General features: G+C 32.9%; 20 protein-coding genes. 13 read left to right on the top strand and 7 right to left on the bottom strand.

The features are described 5' to 3' along the window. Positions 1 to 186: 186 nt before the first annotated feature. Positions 187 to 558 (top strand): hypothetical protein, encoded by a 372-nt coding sequence (locus tag RM520_RS14355; RefSeq protein ID WP_311386251.1) that lies wholly within the window; start codon positions 187 to 189, stop codon positions 556 to 558. Between the two features lie 58 nt (positions 559 to 616). On the opposite strand, the gene RM520_RS14350 is transcribed toward RM520_RS14355, so the two are convergent. Both RM520_RS14350 and RM520_RS14345 read right to left on the bottom strand, forming a co-directional pair. Further along, positions 617 to 1,252 (bottom strand): MOSC domain-containing protein, encoded by a 636-nt coding sequence (locus RM520_RS14350; protein WP_311386250.1) that lies wholly within the window; start codon positions 1,250 to 1,252, stop codon positions 617 to 619. Positions 1,253 to 1,318: 66 nt separating this feature from the next. Beyond that, positions 1,319 to 1,666 (bottom strand): DUF6249 domain-containing protein, encoded by a 348-nt coding sequence (locus tag RM520_RS14345; protein ID WP_311386249.1) that lies wholly within the window; start codon positions 1,664 to 1,666, stop codon positions 1,319 to 1,321. A gap of 131 nt (positions 1,667 to 1,797) precedes the next feature. Here RM520_RS14345 and RM520_RS14340 point away from each other — a divergent pair, with 131 nt between their 5' ends. Together RM520_RS14340 and RM520_RS14335 are read left to right on the top strand one after the other, a co-directional pair. Further along, the gene (locus RM520_RS14340) at positions 1,798 to 2,376 is read left to right on the top strand and encodes an RNA polymerase sigma factor (protein ID WP_311388464.1); all 579 of its coding nucleotides are present in this window, start codon (positions 1,798 to 1,800) and stop codon (positions 2,374 to 2,376) included. Further along, positions 2,369 to 2,767: a hypothetical protein gene (locus RM520_RS14335; protein ID WP_311388463.1), complete on the top strand. Its 399-nt coding sequence runs from the start codon at positions 2,369 to 2,371 to the stop codon at positions 2,765 to 2,767. Before RM520_RS14340 ends, RM520_RS14335 begins: the two co-directional genes overlap by 8 nt. Here RM520_RS14335 and RM520_RS14330 read toward each other — a convergent pair. From RM520_RS14330 to htpG, 3 genes are all read right to left on the bottom strand, one after another. Beyond that, positions 2,764 to 3,123 (bottom strand): DoxX family protein, encoded by a 360-nt coding sequence (locus RM520_RS14330; RefSeq protein WP_311388462.1) that lies wholly within the window; start codon positions 3,121 to 3,123, stop codon positions 2,764 to 2,766. The two genes, RM520_RS14335 and RM520_RS14330, sit on opposite strands and share 4 nt — an antisense overlap. 3 nt (positions 3,124 to 3,126) lie before the next feature. Then, positions 3,127 to 4,461: a hypothetical protein gene (locus RM520_RS14325; protein ID WP_311386245.1), complete on the bottom strand. Its 1,335-nt coding sequence runs from the start codon at positions 4,459 to 4,461 to the stop codon at positions 3,127 to 3,129. A gap of 97 nt (positions 4,462 to 4,558) precedes the next feature. Next, the gene (htpG, locus tag RM520_RS14320; RefSeq protein WP_311386244.1) at positions 4,559 to 6,448 is read right to left on the bottom strand and encodes a molecular chaperone HtpG; all 1,890 of its coding nucleotides are present in this window, start codon (positions 6,446 to 6,448) and stop codon (positions 4,559 to 4,561) included. Positions 6,449 to 6,794: 346 nt separating this feature from the next. On the opposite strand from htpG, the gene RM520_RS14315 reads away from it, so the two are divergent. The 10 genes from RM520_RS14315 to RM520_RS14270 all read left to right on the top strand — a co-directional run bounded on the left by RM520_RS14315 (position 6,795) and on the right by RM520_RS14270 (position 15,947). After that, positions 6,795 to 7,454, top strand: coding sequence for a TetR family transcriptional regulator C-terminal domain-containing protein (locus RM520_RS14315; RefSeq protein WP_311388461.1), 660 nt, complete (start codon positions 6,795 to 6,797; stop codon positions 7,452 to 7,454). Positions 7,455 to 7,465: 11 nt separating this feature from the next. Continuing rightward, complete coding sequence (locus RM520_RS14310) at positions 7,466 to 8,776, top strand: ABC1 kinase family protein (RefSeq protein ID WP_311388460.1); 1,311 nt, start codon at positions 7,466 to 7,468, stop codon at positions 8,774 to 8,776. Positions 8,777 to 8,880: 104 nt separating this feature from the next. Beyond that, positions 8,881 to 9,888, top strand: coding sequence for a 3-oxoacyl-ACP synthase III family protein (locus tag RM520_RS14305; RefSeq protein WP_311388459.1), 1,008 nt, complete (start codon positions 8,881 to 8,883; stop codon positions 9,886 to 9,888). 9 nt (positions 9,889 to 9,897) lie between these two features. Further along, entirely contained in the window at positions 9,898 to 10,452 is a 555-nt protein-coding gene (locus RM520_RS14300; RefSeq protein WP_311388458.1) for a pyridoxamine 5'-phosphate oxidase family protein, read from the top strand. Between the two features lie 351 nt (positions 10,453 to 10,803). Then, on the top strand, positions 10,804 to 11,163 hold the full coding sequence (locus RM520_RS14295; RefSeq protein ID WP_311386239.1) for a CoA-binding protein: 360 nt from the start codon (positions 10,804 to 10,806) through the stop codon (positions 11,161 to 11,163). 102 nt (positions 11,164 to 11,265) lie between these two features. Continuing rightward, positions 11,266 to 12,045, top strand: coding sequence for a nucleoside triphosphate pyrophosphohydrolase (gene mazG / locus RM520_RS14290; protein ID WP_311388457.1), 780 nt, complete (start codon positions 11,266 to 11,268; stop codon positions 12,043 to 12,045). Positions 12,046 to 12,090: 45 nt separating this feature from the next. Next, on the top strand, positions 12,091 to 13,476 hold the full coding sequence (locus tag RM520_RS14285; RefSeq protein WP_311388456.1) for an MATE family efflux transporter: 1,386 nt from the start codon (positions 12,091 to 12,093) through the stop codon (positions 13,474 to 13,476). A gap of 12 nt (positions 13,477 to 13,488) precedes the next feature. After that, on the top strand, positions 13,489 to 13,716 hold the full coding sequence (locus RM520_RS14280; RefSeq protein WP_311386236.1) for a DUF8828 family protein: 228 nt from the start codon (positions 13,489 to 13,491) through the stop codon (positions 13,714 to 13,716). 3 nt (positions 13,717 to 13,719) lie between these two features. Beyond that, a complete protein-coding gene (locus RM520_RS14275) occupies positions 13,720 to 14,295 on the top strand; it encodes a phosphatase PAP2 family protein (RefSeq protein ID WP_311388455.1) in 576 nt (191 codons plus the stop codon). Then, positions 14,292 to 15,947, top strand: a complete 1,656-nt coding sequence (locus RM520_RS14270; RefSeq protein WP_311388454.1) for an ArnT family glycosyltransferase — start codon at positions 14,292 to 14,294, stop codon at positions 15,945 to 15,947. Before RM520_RS14275 ends, RM520_RS14270 begins: the two co-directional genes overlap by 4 nt. Here the strand turns inward: RM520_RS14270 and RM520_RS14265 are convergent. Next, entirely contained in the window at positions 15,944 to 16,819 is an 876-nt protein-coding gene (locus RM520_RS14265; protein WP_311388453.1) for a lysylphosphatidylglycerol synthase transmembrane domain-containing protein, read from the bottom strand. The two genes, RM520_RS14270 and RM520_RS14265, sit on opposite strands and share 4 nt — an antisense overlap. Beyond that, positions 16,800 to 17,762: a glycosyltransferase family 2 protein gene (locus RM520_RS14260; protein WP_311388452.1), complete on the bottom strand. Its 963-nt coding sequence runs from the start codon at positions 17,760 to 17,762 to the stop codon at positions 16,800 to 16,802. The genes RM520_RS14265 and RM520_RS14260 overlap by 20 nt, the downstream gene beginning before the upstream one ends. Positions 17,763 to 17,783: the final 21 nt, after the last annotated feature.

The raw sequence follows: 17,783 nt of genomic DNA, 5'->3' as shown, positions 1-17,783 counted from the left end.
ACCTAACCAAAACAATGTTTCTATGCAAATTTAACCAAAATATATACTATTTTAACCCTTAAGGTTATTTAACATAGTTTTTGTGATAATATAGCATAGATATTGGTCAATTCTGTGGTAGTCTCAAGGGTCAAGCTGGTGGTATGTTTGCAGTGTAATTTATTTACAAATCTAAAAACGAGTGTTATGACATCAATTTTGAAAAACACATTAGTAGCGGCCTTAATGTTTACTACAGTAGTAAGCTTGGCAAACGGACCTGAAAGTACTTTTGGTAAAAAAGCTTTAGAGGTAGAAAAGAATTTGATTAGCGTAGAGCTAGATCCAGTTTTTAAGAAAAAAGGACAAAAATTATTTGTTAATCTTTTAAACCTAGATCAAGAAAAGGTGACTATTAAAGTTATCGATAGTGAAGGTAGAATAGTATTTAAAGAAGTCATCGAAGGTGACGTTGTTGTTGAAAAGGCATTCAACTTTGAACAAGCCTATGAAGACAATTATACTGTTGTAATTATCGACAATGATAAAACCTTCAAAGAAAAAGTTGCAGTAAAGTAAGTTTAGTTATAGTTAATTTTTATTCAGTTGGCCCTGACGGTAACGTTGGGGCTTTTTTTTATGATAATAATTTTTTAAGAGCTTCTCTTTTCTTTGCTCTAATTCCTTGGTTTTCTGTAGCTAGACGGACCAAATCCAAATCTTTTTCGCGACTATTTACAAGCATATTATATTGTTGTACCGTTAGTCCGTTGTTTGAAGATTTCTCTAAAAGCATAGAATCACCAACCTTAACTAGTCCTTCTTCTAAAATTTTAATATAGGTGCCAGGGTGTCCGTATGCAATGAATTCTTGAATCACTTTTTGATTTTCAAAACGTATTCCTAATTTATGACATGGCTGTCGCGGTTCAGTAATTTGAACTAAGGCTTCGCCAAGCTTATAAACATCACCGATGAACAACTTGTTTTCGTCTAAATCCGTAATGGTTAGATTTTCACCAAACATGCCCCAATCCCATTTTAAATTTGGGTATTTTTCTTTCCAGTCATCATAGTAGTCTGAAGAAAAAAGATAGCAAGCTTTAAATTCACCACCGTGATGTTTTCTGTCAATTACCGTGTCATTAGCAACATCTTCTTTTTTTAATAAAAGTGGTTCTTCTATTGGATATTTAAAAATGCCTGTTTCTATATTTCTACCACGCCATTCAACAGTAGTAGCCTTGCCGATATTGGTTGCAATAACTTTCATGCCTTGAAGATAAAAAAAGCCAACGTATATAACGTTGGCTTTTTAAATTGATTGGTTGTTAGTAGACTATTTTTCTAATCTTTTTGTCATGGTAAAACCAACTAATAAACCGACTCCGGCCATTAAGAAAATAGTGCCAGGATAGGCTATGTCTTCATCAACACCTAATGCTGCTTCCAAAATTGAGGCTATAAAAATTGCAACTCCAATGCCTATTAATAAAACTGCGAAATTGATAAGAAAAATTTTCCAAGTTGCAACTCCGCCGGAATCTTTTGTTTTAACAAAAATATTTGCGTCCGCACCTTTTTCTATGAGTGCTAGACGTTCTTTGTTTCTAGTAGAAAAGTACAAGTATAAAATTGAAAATACGGTAATAAAAAAACTGATTGGAATAAAAATTGCTTCTGCCATGTTTGATTTTTTAAATTGATAAATAAACTCATTTACGAACTATGACGAATGTTTTTTGAGTAAGGTTACATCAATTATATTTTTTTTATTTTGTGTAACCTATTGGTAACTTTTTTCGTCTTACACTTAGAATGCAACAAAAAGGTAACCAACCAAATATCGAAGCTATTCTCAATGGAGATTCTCAAGCTTTTTCAAAGCTTGTAGATGATTATAAGAATTTGGTATATACTGTTGCTTTAAGAATGTTAAAAAATACAGAAGAAGCTGAAGAAGTAGCGCAAGACACTTTTGTAAAAGTTTTTAAGTCGCTAAAACATTTTAAAGGCGATTCTAAGTTTTCAACTTGGATATATAGAGTAACCTATAATACATGTCTTGATAGAATTAAAAAGAATAAAAAAGAATTGTTGAATACATCAATTGATGCGGTTGAAGGTTTTGATATTAAGGACGTAAATAATGCTTTGGATACTATTTTAGCCAATGAAAAGGCTTTACTTGTACGTAAATGTGTTGAGCAATTATCGTATAAGGATGCAGCAATAATTTCGCTTTTTTATTTTGAAGAGAAAAATCTGAAAGAGTTGAGTATTATTTTAAGTCTAAGTGAGAATACGGTAAAAGTTCGCCTTTTTAGAGCTAGAACACGTTTGGCAATCATATTAAAAAAACAATTGAAACCTGTAACTCTAGAAAATTATGGATAATCAAGAAGAATTAGAAAAGCTTATTGATAAGTTGATGGTTAATGACAGTTTAGATCAACCTTCTTTAGACTTTACAGAGAACGTTTTGGCGAAATTACCAGGAATACAAAACGCTCATTTTGTTTATAAACCCTTGCTGCCGAAGTCTATTTTTATTATTGGAGCGTTTTTGGTTTTGTCTTTAGTAGTGGTTATTTTAAAAAATTATGGTTTTTCGGAGATTGATTCCCGTTATATAAATAATCTTAATGATATGGGTGCATCAATTAACAATTTCTTTGGGCAAGATCGATTTTCAAAAACTGCAACCTACGTCATTATTTTGGGAGGTTTTTTGTTTTTTGTTCAAACCCTCATTTTGAAAAAACATGTGGACAGTAGATTTGCTTAAAATTGTAAATACCAGTAAGCCCAATATATCAAGCCAAATTGTAAAGGAATTCGAAGGATTAAAATCCACTGTGGCATGCCCGCGGAAGCTTTTTTACCAGTTAACATATAAAAGTGAACTAGTAAAAAAACAAGAAGCATTGCGATTATACTCCAAATAGCAAAAGCCTTTGTACTGGTAAAACATAGACCAATACCTAATACTATTTCAGTTAGACCACTCCAATAGACTAAACCTTTATGAAATGGTAGATATTTAGGCATGATGCGCATGTATGCTTTTGGTTTTACAAAATGCATAACCCCCGCAAAAATGTACATTGCAGACATTAAATATAAATGCCAAGGAAATTTCATTATTTATTCTTTAAAATACCAGAACGGAATTTTTGTTTCAATTAAGTTTAGAATCGAGTCTTTTTGTTTTCTTATTCTATTTAATTGCAAAACATGTAAACCCTCCGAAATTTCTCTAATGTTTAAATGGGTTTCAAAACCTATTTGACCATTATTATCAGTAGTAACAATAAAGTCAGAATCTAGTTTGAGACTGTCAATTTTAAAGGAATGTGTTTCATTAAAAATTTCTAAATATCGCTTACGGATACTATCACGTTGCCTTTTTGTGTTCCATTCTTCTTCCCATCCATTTCCAAAATTAATGCCTGAAGCTAGACCTCTTTTATCATTCTTTGGAGTAATGGTCGTATCGTACGCAAAAATTCTATCCTCCAAATTTTCTCGGTACGGAACAAAAATAGGCAAGTAAGGTGTTCGAATAATCTTAGATGGAATTACCATTCTACCCGGAAAATCTCCGTCTTTTGTCATTAAATTCCTGTAGTTTTCTTTATTGGCAAATTGAGAAGACGAGTTTCTTTCAATATCAAGATAATTAGAATTTTTATATTCTAGAGATGCAATAATCAAAATCAGTAAATAAATTGGGGTAAGAAAAAGAATTAACCTTTTTCCAAATTTATTGTCTAAAAAATTGTAAACCAACGGTCTGTACAAAAAGGATAATGTCAAAAAACTAAATACCCAATACACTGGAAAGTAGATTTTAGATACCCATTTATTTCTTTTAAGAAGTCCTTGAGTTATAAAGTCAAAGAAGGTTAAAAACATACCAATTGCTAAAAAGACCATCAAGGGAATGCCAACACCTTTAGAAATCCAGTTTGGTAGGCTATCATTGTCAATGATAAAATTTGCTATTAAAACAAAAGTTATCATTACAATAGTCATTGCTAAAACATAAAAAATAAGAAGAAAAGAAATTGCGAATAGAATGCTACAATAGTTTTCTAAACTGCCTATGTAGCGGTCAAAAGAGACAATTCTTTTATTGAGATAATTTTTAAAACGTTCCGAATATTTTAGTTTATCAAATTCAATATCACCTGAGACATATCTTAACCCTAGAGCTCCTATCCAAAGTCCCCTCAAAACTACATGCAGGAGTAAATTAAAAAGAAGAATGGAACAGGCCGCAAGAGCCAAAAAATAAATAACAAACCGATATATCTGTTGTTCATTCCCAGCATTGCTCATTTCAATAGAAATGGGCTCGTATGCTGTAAAAAGTCCGAAAATCGCAAAACCAGAAATAAGTAGCTCTAACTCCCAACTTTGTTGTTGTAGAGAATCTAAAAGCTTTTTAAACGAAGGACTTTTGTAATCGTTGTTCATTGATTTTGCTTAGTTATCGTATCAAGATAAAGCTTTTGCATAAAAAAACCACCTAAACATGGGCTTAGGCGGTTATAATTTTATAGTTATAAGTACATTACTTAATCATTTCATAACTTCTATTGATAAACTTGGTCAACTCTTCACCTTTTAGCAGACCTTTTGAAAGTCTAGCAAGGTCTAAAGATTGATTAATTAATCGTTCTCTTTTCTTAGCAGTTTTAGTATTCAAAATTTCACCTACCAATTCGTGATTAGTATTCACAATTAGATTAAACATATCGGGCATGTTACCCATACCAAACATTCCACCACCACCGGTTTGTTGCATGTCTTTCATGCGGCGCATAAACTCAGGTTCTGTAATGATAAAAGGTTGTGAAGAACTATCCATAGCTTCTAACTGAACTGTGAATGAGCTATTTTCTCCAACAACTGCGTCAATTTTCTCTTTTAAACTAGTTTTCTCTTCCTCTGACAGTTTTGAAATTGCAGTGTCTTCTTTTTTGACAAGGTTGTCAATATGATCTGCGTCAACACGTGCAAACGTTATTTTTTCTTTCGAAGTTTCTAACTTTTGCATTAGATGCGGAATAATTGGTGAATCTAAAAGTAGTACCTCATACCCCTTGGCCTTTGCACCTTCTATGTAACTGTGCTGCGCCTCTTTGTCTGATGTATAAAGTATTACTGTTTTTTCATCTTTGTCAGTTTGTGAGTCTTTTACTTTAGCTAACAATTCATCAAAAGTGAAATAACTTCCGTCGACAGTAGGATAAAGAGCAAATTTTTCAGCTTTTTCAAAGAATTTATCTTCTGAAAGCATACCATATTCAATAACTACTTTGATATCATTCCATTTTTGTTCAAAGTCTTCGCGGTTGTTTTTAAATAAAGAATTCATTTTATCTGCCACCTTCTTACTGATGTAAGATGAAATCTTTTTAACTGCACCATCTGCTTGAAGATATGACCTTGATACGTTCAATGGAATATCCGGAGAATCAATAACTCCACGAAGCATTGTCAAGAATTCAGGTACAATACCTTCAACATTGTCAGTTACGAAAACTTGATTTTGATACAGTTGTATCCTATCCTTTTGAATGTTCATGTCATTCGTCAACTTTGGAAAATATAAAATTCCGGTTAAGTTGAATGGGTAATCAACGTTCAAATGAATGTTGAACAAAGGCTCTTCAAATTGCATTGGATACAATTCTCTGTAGAACCCTTTATAATCTTCATCTTCTAAATCTGCAGGTTTTTTTGTCCATGCAGGGTTAGGGTTATTAATGATGTTGTCAACTTCTTGAGTAGGCGCAGGGTCTTCATCTTTTGCTCCCTCCGGTTTTGGAAGTGTCTCTGTCTTTGTTCCGAATTTAATCGGAATAGGCATAAATTTATTGTACTTGGTTAATAAAGTGCTAATTCTTGATTCTTCTAAAAACTCAGTAGAATCATCAGCTATATGCAGAACAATCTCCGTTCCTCTATCTGTTTTTTCTGAGGTTTTTAGTTCAAATTCTGGAGAGCCATCACAAGACCAATGAACTGCAGGTTCTTCTTTAAAACTCTTGGTAATGATCTCTACTTTTTCTGCTACCATAAAGGCAGAGTAAAAGCCAAGACCAAAATGACCAATTATTCCGGCATCTTGTCCAGCATCTTTATATTTATCTAAAAACTCTTCTGCTCCAGAAAAAGCAACTTCATTAATATACTTTTTGACTTCGTCTTCAGTCATACCAAGACCTTGATCTAGAATGTGAATTTTTTTACCATCCTTATCAATTTTGATTTCAATTTGCGGATTACCATATTCCACTTTTGCCTCACCGATTGATGTTAGATGCTTTAGTTTTAAAGTTGCATCGGTGGCGTTTGAGATAAGTTCACGCAAGAAGATTTCATGATCGCTGTAAAGAAATTTCTTTATTAAAGGGAAAATGTTTTCTACTGAAACATTAATTTTTCCTGTGGCCATATTACTTTAAATTTTGTGTTAATTTTTACGTTTAACTCATTTCAAAAAAAGTACCAATGAAGACTAAGGTGACAAACTGGCATTTATAAAGAATTTCAAATCTCTTAATACAAACTTTAACATATATTTTGTTTAATAAATACCTGTAATAATTAAACAATAACTATTTTTGTTCTGTTGGGATATTTAATTGCTATGAAAAAGGATTTATCCACAACAAGTTTGTTTATTTATTGGTTAGGTTGTTGAAAACGCACCTCCGCTCAGAGGTGCGTTTTCTGTTTTTAAGAAATAATAAAGAAAGATTAGTTCTATTTTTTTTAATTTAGAGTAAACAAAATATAAAATGGCAACAAAAGTAAGTTCAGTTAAAATGACGGATGATAAAATAATCGCTCACTATATGAATTTTGTATTGGAAAATGAGGTTCATCCTAAGTCGGTATTTAAATTTTGTAAAGAGCATAAAATTAAGGAAGATGAGTTTTACAAGTACTTTGGGTCTTTCGAGGCTCTTCAAAAAAGTATTTGGAATAAGTTCTTTTTAAATACCACCACTTTATTACATAAGAACAAGGATTATGAAAATTTCAGTAACAAAGATAAAATGCTGACATTTTTCTACACCATGTTTGAATTGTTGACAATGAATCGCAGTTATGTTCTTTTTACGTTAAGTACTAATCGCAAAATGTTGGATAAAATGGCAGAGCTAAAAGATTTACGAAGTCATATTAAAGAATTTGCTACTGAGCTTATTGAAGAATCTAATGCTGATAAAACGCTTAAAATCACCAAACAGAGCCCAAGAGTATTTTCAGAGGGTGCATGGGTACAGTTTGCATTTTTATTGAAATTTTGGATGGACGATTCTTCCGCTGGATTTGAAAAAACAGATTTGGCTATTGAGAAATCAGTAACAACAATTTTTGATGTTTTTGATAATACACCTTTAGATAGTTTAATTGATTTTGGAAAGTTTTTATATAAAGAAAATTTTGCCTAAAAAAATAAGTTATGAAAACACTTGATAAAATTCCGACAGGTAAAATTGAAAGAGCAGGTAAGTTGGTTAAAACTGGTGTTAAAATTGGAGGTAATTATGCCAAATATTATAGTAAGAAACTTGTAAATCCTGAGCTAGGCAAAGATGAATTAAACGAAGATAACGCTACAGATATTTATGACGGATTAAAAAGCTTAAAGGGTAGTGCCTTAAAAGTAGCTCAAATGTTGAGCATGGAAAAGAACTTATTGCCTAATGCATATGTTGAAAAATTTTCGTTGTCCCAGTTTTCAGTTCCACCATTATCTGCACCTTTAGTTAGAAAAACTTTTAAAAAATACCTAGGTAAATATCCTGAAGATATATTTGACACGTTTACCAAAGATTCCATAAATGCTGCGAGTATTGGGCAAGTGCACAAAGCAACCAAAGATGACAAAGTTCTGGCTGTCAAAATTCAGTACCCAGGAGTGGCTCAAAGCATTAGCAGTGATTTAGCTATTGTTAAACCCATTGCCATTCGAATGTTTAATTTAAAAGGAAAAGACTCTGACAAGTATTTTAAGGAAGTCGAGCATAAACTGGTTGAAGAAACTAATTATATTTTAGAACTTAAACAAAGCAAAGAAATTACCGAGGCTTGTAATATCATTCCAAATATTGCATTTCCAAAGTATTATGAAGCTTTATCCAGCGAGAGAATCATCACAATGGATTGGATGAAAGGGAAGCATTTAAGTGAGTTCGCTAAAACTGACTTTACATCTGATATTGGTAGTAAATTAGGTCAGGCATTATGGGATTTTTACATGTTTCAAATACATGGTTTACGAAAAGTTCATGCTGATCCGCATCCCGGTAATTTTTTAGTGAGTGAAACGAATACTCTAATAGCTATTGACTTTGGTTGTATCAAACAAATTCCAGATGAGTTTTATATACCTTATTTTGAATTAGCGGAAAAAGATAATATCAGTAATCAAAAAGTATTTACAGAAAAGCTGTACGAGTTAGAGATTTTAACACCTACAGATTCTAAAAAAGAATTGGAATTTTTCACTGCTTTGTTCAAAGAAATGCTCACTTTATTTACTTCACCTTTTAATGAAGAGACCTTTGATTTTGGAAATGATTTGTTTTGGTCTCAGATTGCCGATTTAAGTGAACGTTATTCTAAGGATGATCAGATACGTAAAATGAATGGTAATAGGGGCTCCAAACATTTCTTATATATGAATCGAACCTTCTTTGGATTATATAATTTATTACACGATTTAAGGGCTAAGGTTGAGGTTAATAATTTTAGGAAGTATATCGACTAGATAAGCTAAACTTTACTGAAAGTTCGTTTTTTTTAAGGAGTACAAAATATATTTTTTTACTTTTCCATTAAATAGCGGCTATAATCCCGTAAACAACGCATTTTATGTATAATTCTAAAATAACTGGTCTTGGCTATTACGTGCCTGACAATGTGGTAAGTAATGATGATCTTTCTAAGGTCATGGATACTAATGACGAATGGATTCAAGAACGAACAGGAATTAAAGAGAGAAGACATGTTAATTCCGAAGCTGATACCACTACCTCAATGGGGGTTGAAGCAGCAAAAGTAGCAATCGAACGTGCAGGTATAGATAAAGATGAAATCGATTTTATCGTTTTTGCCACCTTGAGTCCTGATTATTATTTCCCTGGGCCGGGAGTTTTAGTGCAACGTGATTTAGGAATAAAAACAGTAGGGGCATTGGATGTTAGAAATCAATGTTCAGGTTTTGTTTATGGTATTTCAGTTGCTGATCAATATGTTAAAACCGGAATGTATAAAAATGTTTTGGTGATTGGTTCAGAGGTACATTCGCGTGGTTTGGATATGACCACTCGTGGTAGAGGTGTTTCCGTAATATTTGGCGATGGTGCTGGTGCTGCTGTTGTAAGTAGAGAAGAAGATACCTCAAAAGGAATTCTATCAACACATTTACACTCAGAAGGTCAACATGCCGAAGAATTATCGTTAATTGCACCAGGTATGGGTAAACGATGGGTAACAGATATTATCAATGATAATAACCCGGATGATGAGTCTTATTTTCCATATATGAATGGCCAATTTGTTTTTAAGAATGCTGTAGTTAGATTTAGTGAAGTTATTATTGAAGGTTTAAAGACCAATGGGTTGGAGGCTACCGATATCAATATGTTGGTGCCACATCAAGCTAATCTTAGAATTTCTCAGTTTGTACAACGCAAATTTGGTCTTTCTAACGACCAAGTATTTAATAATATCATGAAATATGGTAATACTACAGCGGCTTCAATTCCAATAGCATTGACTGAAGCCTGGGAGGCTGGTAAAGTCAAAGAAGGGGACCTCGTAGTATTGGCGGCTTTTGGAAGTGGATTTACCTGGGGAAGCGTTATTATAAGATGGTAAACAAGATAAATGGGCAAACAACTAAAAGAACTCACGCCTAAACTTACTGATTTTATTAAGAAACAGCCCATGTTCTTTGTAGGTACTTCTATGCAAGAAGGCAAAATCAATATATCTCCGAAAGGATTAGATTCTCTCAGAGTCCTGAACGAAAATCGTGTTGTATGGCTCAATTTAACAGGGAGCGGCAATGAAACTGCTGCACACTTGTTGAAACAAAATAGAATGACCTTGATGTTTTGCGCTTTTGAAGGTCCTCCTTTAATTTTAAGATTATATGGTACTGCCAACATATATCACCAATATGATGCTTTTTGGAAGGAACATATTTCACTCTTTAAAGACATTCCGGGCAGGCGACAATTAATCGATTTTAAGATTGATTTAGTTCAAACTTCTTGTGGAATGGCTGTCCCCTTGATGGATTTTAAAGAAGAGCGCCAAGGACTTATTGATTGGGCTGAAAATAAGGGAGAAGATGGTATAAGAGCTTACTGGGAAAAGAAGAATACACAAAGTCTTGATGGGCATGATACAGCAATTTTTAAAAAAGATAAACCCTGACATTGCTATCAGGGTTTTAGTGACCACTTGAAAAGAACTAACCAACCATTTACAATTCAAGCTTGGTCAATTTTTTAAATTGATTATTAGCCTTTCAATAAAAGACGCTTGAAAATGTAATATGTTACTGATTTTGCAAAAAATTAACTCGAGTAATGATTTTGATAAAAAAGTAAACCCTGAACATCTTTGCAGACGTCAGGGTTTTGTCATTGATAAGCCATACTAAACACTAACCATTAACTATAAAAATACAGTCTTACCAACGATTAATTTCTTTGTTACTTACAATAGACGCAATTTTTTCGCTATTGTTACTTTTTTTTGCTCGTTTAACACATAAATTAACATATGCAAACAACTCTCGTTTTTGGAGCATCTTTAAAACCAGACAGATACAGTAATTTGGCAATAAAACGTCTTTTAGAAAAAAACATTTCAACAGTTGCCTTTGGTTTAAGAACTGGTTGGGTTGATAAAGTGCAAATTAAAACTAATTTCAGTGAATTACCAAAAATAGACACTGTAACGTTATATTTGAACTCTGAACGGCAAAAGCAATACTATGACACCATCATAGCATTGAGCCCAAGAAGGGTTATTTTTAATCCCGGAACTGAAAATCCTGACTTCTACAAACTGCTTGAAAATGAAGGAATTAAAGTAGAGGTGTCTTGTACTTTAGTACTTCTTGCCACAAATCAATTCTAATTCTTAAAAATCACGTCGGTTAATAAATGATGGTTTTCTTTTGAAATATTGGTAAAATTCATGCCAAATCAGTTTGTAGCTTTGAAATACAATTGAATACTAATGACTACAAGATCAGATAAAATAGAAGCTTTTGACAGATTATTGACAATAATGGACGAATTACGTGAGCAATGTCCATGGGATAAAAAACAAACGCTGCAAACACTCCGCCATTTAACAATAGAAGAAACCTATGAGTTAGGTGACGCTATTTTGGATAATGATTTGGAAGAAATAAAGAAAGAACTAGGTGATTTATTGTTACATATTGTCTTTTATGCCAAAATTGGTTCTGAAACTAATGATTTTGATATTGCTGATGTAGCTAATGGAATTTGTGAGAAACTTATTAATAGGCATCCGCATATTTATGGAGATGTAAAGGTTAAGGACGAAGAAGATGTCAAACGTAATTGGGAAACTATAAAACTTAAAGAGGGAAAGAAAAGTGTTTTGGAAGGAGTTCCAAATAGTTTGCCGGCGTTAGTTAAGGCTAATAGAATTCAAGAAAAAGTTGCTGGTGTTGGTTTTGATTGGGAGAAACCAGATCAAGTTTTTGAGAAGTTAGAAGAAGAGCTAGCGGAATTTCAAGATGAGGTAAAAGCGGAAAATAGAGTTAAAATGGAGGCTGAATTTGGTGATGTATTGTTTTCAATGGTCAATTATGCACGATTTTTAGATATTAACCCTGAAAATGCTTTGGAAAGGACTAATAAGAAGTTTATTGGCCGTTTCCAATTTTTAGAAAAAAAAGCAAAAGAAGCTGGTAAATCCTTAAAAGAATTATCACTAGCAGAAATGAATGAGTTCTGGGAGGAAGCAAAGTCAACCGAGTACTAATAGTGTTTTTAGAATTGTCACAATTCAATTTAATAAAGAGAAAGTTTGAAGCAGTACACTAAGGAATTTGCTTATAATCTAAGACTGTCTTACCCTGTAATACTAGGTATGCTAGGGCACACATTTGTTGCTTTTGCTGATAATATTATGGTGGGGCAGTTAGGTACCGCTGAATTGGCCGCAGTCTCACTTGGTAATAGCTTTGTTTTTATTGCGATGTCTTTAGGGATTGGATTTTCGACTGCAATAACCCCGTTAGTTGCCGAGGCCGATGGTGCTGGCAATCCAGCAAATGGTAAAAGTGCATTGAAACATGGTTTGCTATTGTGTACAGTTTTAGGTCTATCACTTTTTGGTATTATTTTACTTTCAAAACCATTGATTTACACCATGCAACAGCCACCAGAAGTGGTTGAATTGGCTATTCCCTATCTTGAATTAGTTGCATTTTCATTGGTTCCTCTAATTATATTTCAAGCGTTTAAGCAATTCTCAGAAGGGCTATCACAAACCAAGTATCCAATGTATGCTACAATTATAGCTAATGTGGTCAACATTGTTTTAAACTATCTATTGATTTTTGGTTCATTCGGATTTCCAAAACTGGGTATCGTGGGTGCTGCAATAGGTACTTTAGTCTCTAGATGTATTATGGTTGCTTATATCTGGTTCTTATTAAAGCGTAAAAAGAAGTTTCACGATTATGTCACCGGCTTTAATTTTAAGAAAATTGAAAAAAAAGTAATGCAAAAGATTATTAGCTTAGGCTTTCCTTCTGCTTTACAAATGTTTTTTGAAGTTGCTATTTTCACAGCAGCTATTTGGTTAAGTGGTGTTCTTGGTAAAAATGCCCAGGCTGCTAATCAAATTGCTTTGAATTTAAGTAGTATGACTTTTATGGTGGGTATGGGCCTCGGCGTGGCCGCAATGGTTCGTGTTGGTAATCAAAAAGGATTACAGAATTTTACTGACTTGCGAAGAATTGCCCAATCTATATTTCTGTTGACTTTTTTATTAGAAATTATTTTTGCGACTATATTTTTAGTGGGGCGCGATTGGTTGCCAACCATCTATTTAGATGTTGATGATTTAGTGAACCAAATAGATAATACCAAGGTAATTATACTTGCTGCCGAGTTACTCTTAGTCGCCGCTATTTTTCAAATATCAGACGGAATTCAAGTAGTAGTTTTAGGAGCTTTAAGAGGTCTTCAAGATGTTAAAATACCTACTTTAATTACTTTTATAGCTTATTGGCTGATAGGTTTCCCAGTAAGCTTTTACTTAGGATTGTATACAAATTTGAAAAGTACAGGTATATGGATTGGCCTGTTATTAGGTCTTACGGCATCAGCTGTAATGTTGTATATTAGATTTAATTATTTAACAAAGCGTTTAATTGTTCAATCATCAGCTTTTAAAAAAGAATAAATTATAAGATTAATGGAACTACCTAAATTTTTACTTGGGGATAATACTGATTACCCAAACGGGATTTATATTGTTCATACTGAATTCCCTCGGTTTGTTATCAATCTAGAAGATGATGAGGTGGAATGGTTAGAAGAATTTGATAAGGAAGATGAGAAAGAATTAGAAGCTGAAATGGAGCATACTATCGAAGCTGCAACAGCTTTTTATGATAGAGAAGTTTCTAGGTATGAAGATTGATATATGGTAGATCAATTAGTTCAATTTGACAGAGACTTATTCTTATTTTTAAATGGTTTAGGAACTGAAAGTTGGGATGGTTTTTGGTTATACCTATCTCAAAAATTTAGTTTTATTACGATTCCCCTTTATGCCTTTTTATTATTCATTTCTTACAAATCTTTTGGCGCAAAAAAGACGGGAGTTTTATTAGTTACAATAGCATTGATGATTACATGTACCGACCAGTTGGGTAACTTTTTTAAATACGGTGTAGGTCGGTTTAGACCTTGTCATGATGACGATTTAATGAATGTCATGCGCTTGGTAAAAAGTCGATGCGGAGGCAAATACGGTTATTTTTCAGCTCACGCAGCCAGTTCGTTTGCACTTGCTAGCTTTTTTGCTATTCTTTTTAAAAGTAAATATAAAATATTGGGACCTTTTCTTTTGCTTTGGTCAATATCTGTGAGTTACAGTAGAATTTATATCGGAGTGCACTTTCCTTTAGATGTATTAACAGGTTTAACAATTGGTGGTATTTTAGGGTGGATTTTTGCTAACTTATATTCCTTCGCAACGTTCAAAATTAAAGCATGATTTCTACAATAAGATATTGGTTTTTAGTGGCTTTAATTGTGTTGGTTTATATCGCTGGCATGTTTGTTACTTTGTTTGAGAACGATTCTGCTCAATTTGCCGTAATGGCAATGCGCATGGTTCAAGAAAACGATTTCATAAACCTTTTTAAAGGACCAAATGAATATCTTGACAAGCCGCATATGCATTATTGGCTAGCCGCTATTTCATATAAAATATTTGGACTTCACGATTGGGCGTATCGAATACCTGGCTTTTTGGCTACTTTATTGGGGGCTTATAGTTGTTTTGGACTTGGTAGGTTACTTTACAATAAAGATATAGGTAGATTCTCTGCTTTAATCTTTATGACTTGTCAAACGATAGTACTATCCGTTATTGATGTTCGAACAGATGCAGTTTTAACCGGGTTCACAATTTTCGCTATATGGCAACTCATTACATATGTTGAAAGTAATACTCTTAAAAATATTATACTTGGTGCATTCGGAGCTGGTTTGGCTTTTTCAACCAAAGGACAAATAGCCTTACTAGTCATTGGTATCTGTATTTTATGTCATATGGCATATACTAGAAAGTGGAAGCAATTTTTAAGCTGGAAGGTGCTTGTGGCCCTTTTAGTATTTATAGTAACTATTACTCCTATGCTCTATGCATATTACATGCAGTTTGATTTACATCCAGAGAAAATAATAAGAGGTAAAAGTAATCGCAGTGGTATCTTCTTTATCTTTTGGGAACAAAGTTTTGAGCGATTAAGTGGAGAAGGTGTAGGAAAAAATAGCAGTGATTACTTTTTCTTTTTTCATACTTTTTTATGGATTTTCTTACCCTGGACGGTATTGGCATTAATAGCATATTGTTGGCGTATAAAAACGTTCATTAAACTTAAGTTTTTATATAATTCTAATTATGAGTTCTTAACACTTGGTGGAATAACACTTATTTTTTTGATTATAAGTTTTGCGCAATTTAAACTGCCGCACTATATGAACATAATGATGCCGCTTTACGCGATTTTAACTGCATCTTATTTACATAGCCTCCACCGGTTTACTAAAGAGAAAATTATAAAAGTATTACTCGGAGTTCAATACTTTATACTAAGTCTGGTATTTATTTTTTCAGTTTTAGTGTGTTTTTATGTTTTTAAGTTTCAAAACTGGTACAGCTATGTTATTCTTATTTTGACATTACTCATAATTGTTTATTTCTGTCTGAAGAGAGAAGCTTATTACATGCGTATTATTACCTTATCTGTTTGCAGTTCTCTATTGTTAAATGGAATTTTGAATACACAATTTTATCCTTCGCTTTTAAAATATCAAGGTGGATCAAATATGGCTCAAAAGGTAAAAGAGCATAATATTGATGTAAATACTATTTACAAATTCGGTGATTATAGCTGGGCTTTAGATTTTTACAATAAACAACCAGTTAAAATAACATCTTTAGAAGAATTGAGTGATAAAAAAGATATCTGGATTTATGCCAATGATAAGGAGTTAAAAAAACTTATTTCTGCTGGTTTTGATTGGGACAAGCAATTAACTGTCGACCAATTTCGAATTACGCGGTTACAATTGAAATTTCTTGAACCATCAACTAGAGCCAAAAAGCTTAATAAAATGCACTTGGTACATATTTATTAATACTCTAAAACTTCTAGTTCAGGCTTTCTAAAGTGATAATAAATTCCAAAAAGTGATACCAATGCGGTTATTAAAAAGAAAACCATGCTAATGGCTACTGAGGTATCAGCACTAAGCTGTAACCACTTCGCACCATATAAAAAAGTTACCTCACGACTACCAATACCACCAATGGTTAAAGGTACAACAGAAACTATAGACGAAATCAAAAACACAAATAAATAAGCCACCTCATTTAAAGTAATAGCTAGGGATTTTAAAATGCAAACAACAGCCAATAATTGGGTTGCTTGCAAAACAGCAGAATAAAGAAAAGAACCCCAAAATGCCGAAATAGCATATGGAAATATTTTTTTGTTTAGCCCCCAAAAAGTTAGAATACTTAGAGGAATAGCAGTCAAAAAGAGTATGCTAAAAGACTGGATAAGTTGATGTTCTAATATTAAACCTAAAAGACAGACATATAAAAAAATTAATAGCATACCACTTAAGCGATCCAGTAATAAAACGGAAAACACTTTTTTAGTACCGGCCTTGAATTTTTTCTGAATCACATAGCCTTTGTAGGCATCACCGCCAATACCACCTGGTAAAAATAGATTGTAGAACATACCTAGTAAGTACAATTTTAAATTGCTAAACTGATTAAGTTTTACACCAATGGTATGAAAATAAAGGTTGAGTCTTAACGCATTCAAAATCTTAGAAAATACAAAAAGTAGTAAGGCAAGTATAAGGTATCCTAGCTTTGCTTTTTTAACAACAAGTAGAACATCACCAAAATTGATTTTGGTGAAAATGAAATAAATTAGAGCTGTGCTAACAGCAACCTTTATGATTGTGGTTAATAGTTTACGCTGATTTTCCGTCACCTATTGTGATTTTCTTAATTCTATAAGGGCGTTTCGATTGCGATTCGTAATAGGTTCTAATTAATAACTCCATCACAATACCAATAGTGAATAATTGAATACCTCCAAGAATAAACATCATACCGAATATTAAGAGCGGTCGGGTACCAATATCTTGTCCAAACCCAAATTTAACCACTAAAAGATACATTTCTATAAGTATTCCAAGTATCATAAGTAGCACGCCAAAGATTCCAAATAAGTGTATGGGCCGTTGAAAGTATTTGCGAATAAATAGAAGAAGCATCATGTCAGCGACAACTTTGAAAACACGTTCTAAACCATATTTAGAGACACCGGCATTACGCGCATGATGTTTTACTGGTACCTGTTTAATCTGAGCCCCCTCTAAATGTGCCAAGAGGGTAATGAACCTATGCATTTCACCATATAGGTTAAGACCTTTTGCAATATCTTTTGTAAAAACTTTGAGAGCACAACCATTATCTTTAATATCAAGTTTTGTTACTCGACGTACTAAAAAGTTTGCAATTTTTGATGGTATTTTTTTGATAAGAGAATCCTTTCTTTTCTGACGAATCCCCGTGATTAAATCATATTCATCTGTAATTGCAAATTCTAGCATTTCAGGAATATCTGAAGGGTCATTTTGTAAGTCCCCATCCATGGTAATAATATAATCTCCTTCTGCGTAATCAATTCCAGCGGCTAATGCTAGACTTTGACCATAATTCTTCTTTAATTCAATTAAATGCACTTTGTCATCATCCATATCTTTAACAACCTTTCTTGTACTGTCAGTTGAAAAGTCGTCAACATAAATAATTTGATAATGATATCCTTTTAGGCTTTCATGAATTTTTTGAGTAAGAAGAACTATGTTGTCCTGTTCATTATAAAAAGGAACAACTATAGATAAAAAAGAGTCTGTTACTATATGCATGTCATGGCTGTAAATTCTGGC

Source organism: Croceitalea vernalis (genome assembly GCF_031846405.1).
In the GTDB taxonomy this organism is placed as follows: domain Bacteria; phylum Bacteroidota; class Bacteroidia; order Flavobacteriales; family Flavobacteriaceae; genus Croceitalea; species Croceitalea vernalis.
Note: the sequence above shows the minus strand (reverse complement) of the source record. Positions and strands in the feature narration are given on the sequence as shown.

What these genes read in the sequence shown, in the direction of transcription:
- RM520_RS14355 (WP_311386251.1), top strand. Translation starts at nt 187, where the DNA reads ATGACATCAATTTTGAAAAACACATTAGTAGCGGCCTTAATGTTTACT.
- RM520_RS14350 (WP_311386250.1), bottom strand. Translation starts at nt 1,252, where the DNA reads ATGAAAGTTATTGCAACCAATATCGGCAAGGCTACTACTGTTGAATGG.
- RM520_RS14345 (WP_311386249.1), bottom strand. Translation starts at nt 1,666, where the DNA reads ATGGCAGAAGCAATTTTTATTCCAATCAGTTTTTTTATTACCGTATTT.
- RM520_RS14340 (WP_311388464.1), top strand. Translation starts at nt 1,798, where the DNA reads ATGCAACAAAAAGGTAACCAACCAAATATCGAAGCTATTCTCAATGGA.
- RM520_RS14335 (WP_311388463.1), top strand. Translation starts at nt 2,369, where the DNA reads ATGGATAATCAAGAAGAATTAGAAAAGCTTATTGATAAGTTGATGGTT.
- RM520_RS14330 (WP_311388462.1), bottom strand. Translation starts at nt 3,123, where the DNA reads ATGAAATTTCCTTGGCATTTATATTTAATGTCTGCAATGTACATTTTT.
- RM520_RS14325 (WP_311386245.1), bottom strand. Translation starts at nt 4,461, where the DNA reads ATGAACAACGATTACAAAAGTCCTTCGTTTAAAAAGCTTTTAGATTCT.
- htpG (WP_311386244.1), bottom strand. Translation starts at nt 6,448, where the DNA reads ATGGCCACAGGAAAAATTAATGTTTCAGTAGAAAACATTTTCCCTTTA.
- RM520_RS14315 (WP_311388461.1), top strand. Translation starts at nt 6,795, where the DNA reads ATGGCAACAAAAGTAAGTTCAGTTAAAATGACGGATGATAAAATAATC.
- RM520_RS14310 (WP_311388460.1), top strand. Translation starts at nt 7,466, where the DNA reads ATGAAAACACTTGATAAAATTCCGACAGGTAAAATTGAAAGAGCAGGT.
- RM520_RS14305 (WP_311388459.1), top strand. Translation starts at nt 8,881, where the DNA reads ATGTATAATTCTAAAATAACTGGTCTTGGCTATTACGTGCCTGACAAT.
- RM520_RS14300 (WP_311388458.1), top strand. Translation starts at nt 9,898, where the DNA reads ATGGGCAAACAACTAAAAGAACTCACGCCTAAACTTACTGATTTTATT.
- RM520_RS14295 (WP_311386239.1), top strand. Translation starts at nt 10,804, where the DNA reads ATGCAAACAACTCTCGTTTTTGGAGCATCTTTAAAACCAGACAGATAC.
- mazG (WP_311388457.1), top strand. Translation starts at nt 11,266, where the DNA reads ATGACTACAAGATCAGATAAAATAGAAGCTTTTGACAGATTATTGACA.
- RM520_RS14280 (WP_311386236.1), top strand. Translation starts at nt 13,489, where the DNA reads ATGGAACTACCTAAATTTTTACTTGGGGATAATACTGATTACCCAAAC.
- RM520_RS14275 (WP_311388455.1), top strand. Translation starts at nt 13,720, where the DNA reads ATGGTAGATCAATTAGTTCAATTTGACAGAGACTTATTCTTATTTTTA.
- RM520_RS14270 (WP_311388454.1), top strand. Translation starts at nt 14,292, where the DNA reads ATGATTTCTACAATAAGATATTGGTTTTTAGTGGCTTTAATTGTGTTG.
- RM520_RS14260 (WP_311388452.1), bottom strand. Translation starts at nt 17,762, where the DNA reads ATGCATATAGTAACAGACTCTTTTTTATCTATAGTTGTTCCTTTTTAT.